The 7,568-nt window shown below is 58.9% G+C and carries 5 protein-coding genes; 4 read left to right on the top strand and 1 reads right to left on the bottom strand.

Annotation, left to right across the window (positions count from 1 at the left end):
• Positions 1–306: 306 nt before the first annotated feature.
• From tilS to JNN07_20325, 4 genes are all read left to right on the top strand, one after another.
• Positions 307–1,695: a tRNA lysidine(34) synthetase TilS gene (gene tilS, locus JNN07_20340; protein ID MBL9170095.1), complete on the top strand. Its 1,389-nt coding sequence runs from the start codon at positions 307–309 to the stop codon at positions 1,693–1,695.
• Between the two features lie 348 nt (positions 1,696–2,043).
• Positions 2,044–4,071, top strand: coding sequence for an ATP-dependent zinc metalloprotease FtsH (ftsH, locus tag JNN07_20335; GenBank protein MBL9170094.1), 2,028 nt, complete (start codon positions 2,044–2,046; stop codon positions 4,069–4,071).
• Between the two features lie 17 nt (positions 4,072–4,088).
• Complete coding sequence (locus JNN07_20330; protein MBL9170093.1) at positions 4,089–4,895, top strand: hypothetical protein; 807 nt, start codon at positions 4,089–4,091, stop codon at positions 4,893–4,895.
• A 606-nt stretch (positions 4,896–5,501) separates the two neighbouring features.
• A complete protein-coding gene (locus JNN07_20325; protein ID MBL9170092.1) occupies positions 5,502–6,203 on the top strand; it encodes a hypothetical protein in 702 nt (233 codons plus the stop codon).
• Here the strand turns inward: JNN07_20325 and JNN07_20320 are convergent.
• Positions 6,196–7,554 carry a hypothetical protein gene (locus tag JNN07_20320; GenBank protein MBL9170091.1) on the bottom strand — a complete coding sequence of 453 codons (1,359 nt, stop codon included), beginning with the start codon at positions 7,552–7,554 and terminating at the stop codon, positions 6,196–6,198. The two genes, JNN07_20325 and JNN07_20320, sit on opposite strands and share 8 nt — an antisense overlap.
• Between the last annotated feature and the right edge of the window lie 14 nt (positions 7,555–7,568).

Raw genomic sequence — 7,568 nt, 5'->3', positions numbered from 1 at the left:
ACAGGGTTCGCAACCCACGATGGGGTTGTGGATTCTATGGCGTTTTCCCCAGGGTAGCTCGTTCCTCCCAACCCTGGGCTTTGAGGCGCAATCCCGTTGGGATAGGGAGGAAGCCCTCCGAACTTGTGGGTAATGCTCAGGTCGTGCCACCGCAGTCCACAGGGCGCGCGTGCTCCCCAATGACGTTGGAAAGCGCCCACCGTGCGGCTCCCCTTGCATTTCCATGCGTGTCATCCGAAAATACGTGGTCAACGTTCCGCTTCACTTTCACTTCCAAGATTCTACCCAGCTGATTAGGCTTTCGCGGTGGATCCGCTTTGCGAACAGGTTCGCTCAGTCGTGCAAGCTCATCTTCAAGCCAAGAAACCTCGACTGCTCGTGGCGGTCTCAGGGGGCTTGGATTCGATGGTGCTCCTTTATGTGCTTCACCGGCTTTCCGAGGCGCTTCCGCTCGAGATGGCAATTGCTCATTTCGATCATCAGCTTCGGGGGCGTGCCAGCGCTCGGGATGCTGAGTTCGTTCGACGGTCCGGACAGAAACTGGGATTGCGGGTGTTTCTTGGATCTGGCGACGTAAGGGCTCGAGCGGCCGCCTGCGGTGTCTCCATCGAAATGGCGGCTCGGGACCTGCGTTACGCATTCCTTGCTCAAGTGGCTGCAGAGGAGGGTTTGTCGGAGGTGGTTACCGCCCATCATGCCGACGATCAGGTTGAATTGTTTTTCATTCGTTTGCTGCGCGGGGCAGGGGGCGATGGACTGTCGGGGATGTCGGTCATCAGCTCTTTTCCGGGCCGTCCGAAGCTGCGGCTGCTTCGGCCGCTGCTCGGTTGTTATCGTCGGGATTTGGCCGCGTGGGGGCGGAGTCAGCGGGTGAAATTTCGGGAAGATCCATCGAATCGTTCGCCGACCTTCCTGCGCAACCGCATCCGCCACCAGCTCCTTCCCACGCTCCATGCGGTTCAAGGAGAGGACGCGACGCCCAACCTGCTGCGGTCGATGGAACTGATCGCGGCGGAGACTGCCTCGGTGACGGAGTCGGCCCGCGCCTGGCTTGGAAAACCGCCCGGTCGAGCGACGGACTTCCCTCGGCTTGACGTCGCTTTACAGCGGCAGGTCATCCGGTTGCAGTTATTGGAGCAGCATGAGCTGGTTACTTATACCTTGGTGGAATCCCTTCGGAGGGAGGAGGGCCAAGTCATCACTGCGCCGGGCGGCACGAGGTGGCGGCGGGCGACGGATGGACGGATAAGCCGGGTTCAAGTCACCCCCAGCCTGGAGTTTCGTCCGAGTGAAGTATGCGTCCGGATCGCTGAGAAGCAGGGGGCGATCGTTTTTGCCGAACGGAATTTGGAGTGGGAGTTACGATCCCACCTCTCCGTTGCCTGGATCCGACGTTCCAAGCCGGGGGTCGAGGTGTTCGATGCTGACTTAGTGGGAAGTGAAATCTGTTTGAGGCATTGGCGGCCGGGAGATCGTTTCCGTCCGTTGGGACTCGGTGCCTCGAGCAAGCTTCAGGACCTGTTCATCAATGCGAAGATTCCGGCTGCGGAGCGGCGTCAGCGCTTGGTGGCGGAGAGTGTAACAAGCTCGGAACTGTTTTGGGTGGAGGGGCTTAGGGTCTCGGATACCTTCCAGGTTACTGCTGCCACCAGGCGCTTTCTGGTGTGGCGGTGGGACAGGTTCGAGCGGGGGTAGACTGAGGCGACGAAGGCTGGTCTGGCCGAGTTCGGCAGGCGGTTCTGGGAGCGGCCAACCATTCCGGCTTAGTTTTTCTCCAGTCGGGCGGCGATTAGCCGATCCAATCCTAGGCGGTTGGAATGTCAGGTCAGGTCTGATGCTGAGCTGGATAGGGGGTTACAATACCCGAAAACGGCCTCGTTTTCTGACTCGACACTCTGGCGCGGCAACGATCTCATAGGTGCGGCTGCTAAGCCGTAAGAGGTGCTGCCGTCCGGCCCTTTCTAAATGATTGTACGGTCGGGGCTATTGCCGACGGCTCTTACCAGTGCTAGTTTGCGACCGAACTGTCCGGTTGATGATCACATGAGCGACGCCAATAATAATCGAGACGACGAAAAGCGGAGTGGCGATTTTCGAAATTCACCTCAGCGTTATCTGCTGTGGATCGCCATTATCGCGACGATCCCGCTGCTCGTGATTGTCAATAATCGGGCAACTCCCCAGGGCAAATTACTTTCCCAGCCCGAGTTTATGGCGCTGGTGGACTCCAATCTCGTGAGTCGTGCTGCCATCACCTACGATGTGCAGTCGGTGTTGCAGGAGGTTCGCGGCAAGTACTATCGGACCGATAAGGATGGCAAGCGGATCACGGAGGGGGGCAAGGATACCGAGGAGGCGTTCGTTGCGCGAGTGCGGCTTCCTGAGGACTACGAGTTGAAGCTGCTCTCGACGGGCCGGTTCGAGGTTAAGCAGCCCAATACGCTGCTGCTTCAATTGATCTGGGGCATTGGGCCGTTCATCCTGATCGGCTTGTTCATCTGGTTTTTCTTCATCCGCCAGATTCGCATGGCTGGCAAAGGGGCTCTCAGCTTTGGGAAGAGCAAGGCTCGCTTGCTCGCCAAGGAAAAGAACAAGGTCACCTTTAAAGATGTGGCGGGAGTGGAGGAGGCGAAGGAAGAGGTCTCGGAGTTGGTGGAATTTCTGCGCGATCCCAAAAAATTTCAGAAGCTCGGTGGTCGTATCCCCAAGGGCGTTCTAATGGTTGGGGCGCCGGGTACTGGCAAGACCTTGCTGGCTAAGGCCATCGCCGGCGAGGCTGATGCTGCGTTCTTTAGCATCAGCGGTTCCGATTTTGTTGAAATGTTCGTAGGCGTGGGCGCGAGTCGCGTTCGAGACATGTTCGAGCAGGCGCGCAAGAACACCCCGTGCCTGGTCTTCATCGATGAAATTGACGCGGTGGGTCGCAGCCGTGGCGTAGGTCTCGGCGGCGGCAATGATGAGCGTGAACAAACGTTGAACGCTCTGCTGGTCGAGATGGACGGATTCGATACCACGGAAGGCATCATTATCATCGCGGCGACCAACCGCCCGGATGTGTTGGATCCTGCGCTGTTGCGCCCGGGACGTTTTGATCGTCAGGTGACGGTTCCGTTGCCCGACTTCCGGGGTCGTGAGGCCATTTTGAAGGTTCACGCTAAGAACGTGAAGCTGGAGGCCCACGTTGATCTTTCCGTGATCGCCCGAGGGACTCCTGGGTTCTCCGGTGCGGAGTTGGCCAACCTGCTTAACGAGGCGGCCTTGCTGGCGGCACGCCAGAACAAGAAGGCGGTTGCCATGCCGGAGCTGGAAGAGGCCCGGGACAAGGTACGCTGGGGACGCGAGCGTCGCAGCTTGGCGATGACCGAGGAAGAGAAGAAATTTACGGCCTGGCACGAAGCGGGGCATGCCTTGCTTAACGTGCTTTGCGAGAACACGCATCCCTTGCACAAGGTGACCATTATCCCGCGCGGTCAGGCGCTGGGTGCGACGATGAACCTGCCGAAGGAAGATGTGTTCAGCCACCGCAGGAAGCAGCTCTTGGATCAGCTGTGCATGATCATGGGTGGACGGATCGCTGAGGAAATGGTCTCTGGCGACATCAGCAGCGGAGCTGGAATGGATATTCAGCAGGCGACCAATATCGCTCGGGCCATGGTCTGCCAGTTTGGCATGAGCGACAAGCTGGGCATGATCCAGTTCGGCAACGACGAGGAGATGTTCCTCGGCCGTGAAATGATGCGCCGCAAGGATTACAGCGATGACACTGCCCGGCTGATCGACGTCGAGGTCAAGATGCTCATCGACGGGGCCTACAACCGGGCCAAGGATCTGTTGACGACGCATCGCGACAAGCTCGAGATGATCGCGAACGCGCTCTTGGAGCACGAAACACTGGATGGCAAGCAGGTGGAGGACATTGTGCGGACAGGCACGTTCACCCCACCTGAGCGTCCGAAAGACATTGATCCACCCCGAGGGGCGGCCGCAGTGACGCCGCTTCCGGAGGTGCCCAAGCCCCTGCCTCCGAAGATCGGACCAGGATTGGGCTCGGCGGCTCCCGCAACCGCTTAACGATTCCTGTCTGATTCATGAATCACAAAGACTCTTCGAACCCCGAGCTAGTGGCTCGGGGTTCTTTTTTGAATCGGGCCTGCGGGTTCCTCGTGGCCTGTTGGGTGGGTAGCAACGCTCTGGCAGCTTCGGTGGACCCGCTTCAGGGAACTTGGTCCGGGAAGCGCACGGTTGATGGTGGAGCGGAGTATACTCAACTGTTGGATATTCGCGGGGACAAACTCCGCTATACGCTGTCGAATGGCGACAATGAGGTTCGGCTCTTCGCCAAGGGAAACATCAAGGTTGAGAGACTCGGATCTTTCCAGGTGCTCAAAGTGACGGACATCGAGGCGGGAAGTTCCGAATCGGAAGCTCAAGCGATTAGCGACGACCGGGATACCATCTTTGTCGTCTCGGAAGATCAGCTGATTTTGGCGAGTAACTTTGACAAAGTGCGAGACAATCAGGCCGCCCGTGTGGATGTCTACACCCTCAAAGCACGGCCTCAGCCGACCCCGTCCGAAGCAGCCGTCGACAAGCTGATTGGCAAGTGGAAGCTCAAGGTCAAGCTGGCTGAGGACGAGCGCGACTACGAGTTGGTTTTCGAAAAAGCAGAAGGCGGCCTAGCGGGATCTTTGATCAGCCCGCGCAGCGGGGTGCACAAGCTGAAGATGATTTCGTTCAAGGACGGACAGCTGTCCATGGAGATGGCTCGAGAGATTCAAGGCACCGAGGCGACTATTGCCTACAAGGCGGAACTAAAAGGGGAGACCTTGGCGGGGACCTTCGTGGTTAAAGGCTACGAGGACCAATATAAAGGCACCTGGTCGGGCACGCGCTGAGCTTGACGCTCAATAAGTCTGGCGAGCGGCCGGATAGCGTGGGCGAAAATCCGTATATCTGGAAGACTGCTGCATGAATTCCTGATGCCGAAGTCGGGAACGCTTAGGGTTCAAAGAGATTACGAGGTGTGGAGCACAGTGACACCCCCGGTTTGTCGGCCCCCTATTCAACAGCACCCTGAAAGGCGTGCCACCCGTCGGCGAACGGACTGACGAACCAATTAGGTTCCTTGAGTCGGGTGAAGCAAGTCGCAGAAACCGGTGGCATCGCTGCGCGATGCTCCGTACTTTTAACAGTTCCGGGGGTGCGAGCACCCCCGGCTACATCTCTTTGAACCCTGTGGGTTCGAGCCACTCCCGCCCAGGTGAAAAACTCCCGTGTCCTCCGATTTGTCTAGTCCCGATTATTAACAGCATCGATGAGAAACCTCTACCGCTTTCCCGCTCCTTGGAGTGGGATCCGGGCTGTCCCCACCCGGAAGCGATCGCACCTCACTGGATGGTAGGTGCAAACCAGGATCTTGCTACCGCGCGTGCAATGGAACTAGCATCAAACCCATGTGGGAATCTTTGGACGTTTAGATCAGCAGTTTTTCTGCACCGCTTATGAGCTGGTTTCAACTCGATCCGAGCAGCTTGGCTAACCGATCTGTGTCCTCCGTCGCGGTGCCTTCGCTCTCCGCCTCGGTCGCCCGTGGAACATTGGGCTTTACGGTAGTGAGTCTTGCCGGGTTCGCACCTTGGGCGGTGTTTGGACGGTGGTTCCACAAAGCGGGTGGTGAGCTGGGGATGTATATCGCTTGCGCGGTGGTCTTTATCGGGCTCAGCGGACTGTGTCTGCATCGGCTGATTCTCGGTCGAGGTTCGCTCGTTCGATTCTATCAGCTGTTCAGTGTGGCCTTCACGCTCTACTCCGTCGCCTGGATCGCAGGCTGGATGGCACTGCGTGGTCACCCAGGGAGCGTCGTGGGATTGTTCGCCGGAACGGCGCTGATGGGCTGGATCCTCGTTCGAGCCTTCGAGGCGCGTGGTCAGCTCCTTCGGGTGGTGATGGCGCTTTTCGTCCTGAACTCCGTGGGATACTTCGTCGGTGGAGTAGTGGAAGGTGGTTTGATGAGAGCCCAGGGAATGTCGATTCTGGGCGTCGCGATCCAGAAATCGACCCAGGCTCGGCTGGCGATGCTCTCGTGGGGCCTTTTTTATGGGCTAGGCTTTGGCGCCGGCCTCGGTCTGGCGTTTCATTGGTGCCAGACCGAGGCGCGCGCTTTGATCGCGTCGCGTCTTCCCAAACCGCCTGCGTCTATTTAGGACGGCCCTCCAAGACGGTAAAGAAGGTGTCGATGTGGTGCATCGCGTTGGTTCGCCCCGGCTCATCCACGATGGCTTGCTGGACCAGTGACCGGAGGTCGCTCTGCTTCGCGGTAAACCGATCCTTGGCTGCCTCATACCGGCTCGCAGCGGTATCCTTCTGCAGCAGCTCCAGATCGTAGCGCATCTGCCGCTCGAGCAGGGGCAGCTCGGGAAAGTAGTCCCAGGGCACCGACTCCCGCACCTCTTCCGTCACCCACGAACAGAGGTCGAAATCCCCGGCCATCGGGAGATAAGTTCCATCGGGGAACGCCAACACCTCGGTGTTCCAGAGGCGCTCTCCTCCCAAACTGAGAGTGTAGTCCCAGTTGCCCAAGAGAATATGAAGGAAACGGAGATCGAGGATCAATTGCTCCGGGAACCCGGCATTCGTGAGTGCCGCGAGTTCGGCATCATCCAAAGCGCGACCGCCCATTCTTTCTCCCACGACCTCAGGATCGTCGAACAGCATGGCCTGTCGGGTGATGGTCCAGCGCCCCTCGGGCGTTTGGTTGGTGGGGCTGGTATCTCGAAACTCGATACGAGCCCGGCGGATGCGGGGAGCGACAAAGCCCAGCGTCTGCATCGCTTCGTACGCCAGCGCCTCGCGATACGTGCTCCGTTCGTCCCGGAGTCGCCCGATCGGCCCTCTTCCACCCTCGGCGCAATGAGTTGCGATCTTGATCTCGCGGGCATCGAAAAACGGTGTGTCCTTGCGGTCTTCCTTTCCGACTTTCAGGGTCAGCTTCGGGAAGGGACATTCCTGCAGGCTCGAGAATCCACGAACCCGCAGTCCGATGGGGATCTCGGTTCCACCCAGCACGGCGGTCCCCTGAAAGGGTGGCTTTTCTCGTTTGGGCGGGAAGATTCCATCCGGGAGACCGGCGAACGCGAGGTCGAAGTGCTTTTGGAGCGGACCGGTGATGATCAGGTCCACCACCGTTCGTGAGGAAAAGATGCTTGATCCAGAAGCCGCGACACTGCGGTAGAATCCGCGCGTTGACTCGGTATCGGCCTGATACGGGCTGGTGGCATTGGTCACTTCGAGCCAGGGTCCCGAGAGGTCGAAGGCCTGCTGCAAGGTGCCGGTGAAACTGAGCAGGACTTGGCCTTTGTCGCGGGAGATGGACAGGAGCGGTGGGACCGCATCCGCCAGCCCCTCCACGATCGATGACGCTGGCGCTGGCGACCCTTCGCTTTCGGCAACTTTTCCACGATTCTGATCTTCGGTGATGATCGCGGAATCCGCCGGCGTCGGAGGAGAGGCAAGGACGTGCGAAGTGATGAGCAAGAGACTAAGGAGATGGCGCATAGTATTGTCTGTCT

It is taken from the genome of Verrucomicrobiales bacterium, from assembly GCA_016793885.1.
In the GTDB taxonomy this organism is placed as follows: Bacteria; Verrucomicrobiota; Verrucomicrobiia; order Limisphaerales; family UBA11320; genus UBA11320.
The sequence above is the reverse complement of the archived record's forward strand: the minus strand, read 5'-3'. Positions and strand labels throughout refer to the sequence as shown.